Source organism: Actinomycetospora sp. (assembly GCF_055612215.1).
Genome location: NZ_JBVPVA010000803.1, coordinates 1 through 2,479, shown reverse-complemented (window position 1 = coordinate 2,479; position 2,479 = coordinate 1). Strand labels below are relative to the sequence as shown.

Genomic DNA, 2,479 nt, shown 5'->3' with positions numbered 1-2,479 from the left:
GGCGGGACGGATCTACGACCGGTTCGGCCCACGGATCCCGGCGGTCGTCGGCCTGTCGATCCTGGCCCTCGGGACCTGGATGCTGCGCGACCTCTCGGTGACCTCGTCGTGGAGCGACCTGCGCTGGATCCTGATGTTCCGCGCGATCGGCATGGGCCTGGCGATGATGCCGATCATGACCGGCGGGATCTCCGCGGTGCCGCCCGACCAGGTCAGTGGCGCGAGCGCGTTCAACAACGTCACCCAGCGGACCGCGGCGGCGATGGGCCTCGCCGCCCTCACCGCACTGCTGGGCTCCCGGCAGGCGCAGCAGCTCGCCGACACCGGCGGGATGATGGGGCTGACCAGCGGCGGGACGGGGTCCGCGGGAGCCGCCGCGGCGGCGGCCTCGGGCAGCTCCGCCTCGGCGTCGGCGTCGAGCGGGGGGATGTCGCCGATGCTGGAGCACTACATGTCGTACACGCAGGCCCAGGCGGCGGCGTTCACCACCGCGCTGGACAACCTGATGATCGTCACCTCGGTGCTGACGGGGGTCGGGGTCCTGCTCGCGCTGTTCCTGCGCAACGGCCCGGCGCCGAAGACCGGGGGACCCGCCGTCGTCGAGGCCTGACGGCCCGTCGGACTCCGGCCCGTGCCGGTCAGGCCGGCACCGGCGGGCGGAGGTGGCGCAGCTCGTCAGTGACGGCGGTGCGGGCCTCGCGCAGCAGCTGGATCCGGCGGCCCGGACTGCGCCGCAGCGCCCCGGCGAGCGCGCGGGCGGCGAGCGGCGCGGTGACGAGCCGGCCGGGGGGCACGTCGTGGTTGAGGACCCGGAGCAGCTGCGTGCGGCGCCGCGGGTCGGCGGCCACGCGGCGCATCACCTCGGCGGTGAGCAGCGGGACCGGACCGGCCGCACCGAGCTCGCGGGCGAACCAGTACATCGCCCAGGCGTCCCGGTCGCGCCAGCCCCACCAGCGGCGCAGGCCCGCGTCGAGAGCCGGTGCGTCGCGCGCCGTGAGGCCCTCGACGACCACCGGCGCGAGGGCCGTCGTCTGGCGCAGCGCGTCGGCGATGCCCTGCCCGGGGGTCGGGTCCTTCATGTGGCCGGCGTCGCCGACGAGCACCCACCCGGGGCCCGCCGACCGCCGGAAGAAGCCCCGCCAGTCGGGCACCGTGTGCAGCGGGCCGATCCGCCGGCCCGGGGCGACCACCGCCTCGAGCTCGGGCCAACCGCGCAGGCCCTCGTCGAACGCGGCCTGCCGGTCGGCGAGAACCTCGGCCCGGCGGGACATGGCGGGGGCCACGACGGCCAGGAACGCCCCGCCGTCGGTGGGGCTGGCGAGGTACCCGTGGTCGCCGATCCGGCCGATCCACACGTGGCCGGGCGGGTGCTCGGTCCCCTCGAGGTAGGCCCAGAGGAACAGCCGCTCCGGCGGCGTGCGGCAGTACTCCGCGGACCCGACGAGGCGGGCGACGGTCGACCGTGCCCCGTCGGCCCCGACGACGAGGCGGGCCCGCACCGGGCCCTCTGGCGTCACGACCCCGGCCACCCGGCCCTCCTCCTCCCGCAGACCCGTCACGACGGTGCGCGTGCGGACGTCCGCGCCCGCCGTCACGGCCGCCTCGAGCAGGACCGCGTCGAGGGCCGACCGGCGCAGGTTGAGCATGGGCGCGCCGAGGAGCTCGGTGGCGCCCTCGAACTCGATGCGGGCGTCGTCGACCACCACGGTGGCGCGCTCGATCGGGTCGGTGAGGGCGGCGAGCGTCTCGTAGCACCCGAGCTCGCGCAGGATCGCGACCCCGGCCGGCTGGATGCCGTGGGTGGACGGGACGTCACTGGGGAAGTGCGCCCGGTCGAGCACGCACACCCGCAGCCCGGCGCGGGCCAGCCGGATCGCCAGCGAGGCCCCGGCGCACCGGCCACCCACGATCACGACGTCGTAGTCGTCCGCCACCTGTCCCCCCAAGCAGCTAGAACATCGTTATGACGCCATCATGACGGGTGACGGCGAGGTCTGCGCGGAGGTCGGGGCGTCCACCCAGGCGCTCTACACGCTGTTCGGGGGGATGCCCGGGCTCGTCGAGGCGGCGGTGGGGGAGGGCTTCGTCGGGCTCGCCGGTCACGTCGACGCCGTCCCCGAGACCGAGGACCCGTCGCCGACCACCTCGTCGAGGCCGGGCGGCTGCGCCCGGCGGAGGCACCCGCCGTCGCGCGGCAGTTCCTCAGCGCCACCCACGGCTACCTGCGGCTCGAGATCGGCGGCGCCTTCGGCGAGCCGGGCAGCGGACTCCCCACCGCGGCCGAGCTCGCGGTGAACCTCCTCGTCGGGCTCGGGGACACGCGGGAGGCCGCCGAGCGCTCGATGCTCGCGGCGGCCGTCGCGCACCAGGCCCTGGTCGGGGCCTGACGGGGTCTCAGGGGTCCCGCCGGCGTCGCCACCACTGCGCGACGGCCATCTCGAGTCGCCCGATCCCGAAGAAGAGGGTCATGGTGACGACC

The 2,479-nt window shown here is 76.0% G+C and carries 2 protein-coding genes and 1 pseudogene; 2 read left to right on the top strand and 1 reads right to left on the bottom strand.

Annotated elements, in window-relative coordinates; all coding sequences use genetic code 11:
- Window positions 1–610: pseudogene (locus AC0CYZ_RS21995) on the top strand (hypothetical protein); the annotation flags it as partial.
- A 28-nt stretch (window positions 611–638) separates the two neighbouring features.
- Here AC0CYZ_RS21995 and AC0CYZ_RS21990 read toward each other — a convergent pair.
- Window positions 639–1,934, bottom strand: coding sequence for an NAD(P)/FAD-dependent oxidoreductase (locus tag AC0CYZ_RS21990; protein WP_472219249.1), 1,296 nt, complete (start codon window positions 1,932–1,934; stop codon window positions 639–641).
- Window positions 1,935–1,974: 40 nt separating this feature from the next.
- On the opposite strand from AC0CYZ_RS21990, the gene AC0CYZ_RS21985 reads away from it, so the two are divergent.
- Window positions 1,975–2,295: a hypothetical protein gene (locus tag AC0CYZ_RS21985; RefSeq protein ID WP_472219247.1), complete on the top strand. Its 321-nt coding sequence runs from the start codon at window positions 1,975–1,977 to the stop codon at window positions 2,293–2,295.
- Window positions 2,296–2,479 lie beyond the last annotated feature (184 nt).

Bases quoted from the DNA above. Each gene is read 5' to 3' on its own strand.
- AC0CYZ_RS21985 (WP_472219247.1), top strand. From the start codon at position 1,975: ATGACGGGTGACGGCGAGGTCTGCGCGGAGGTCGGGGCGTCCACCCAG.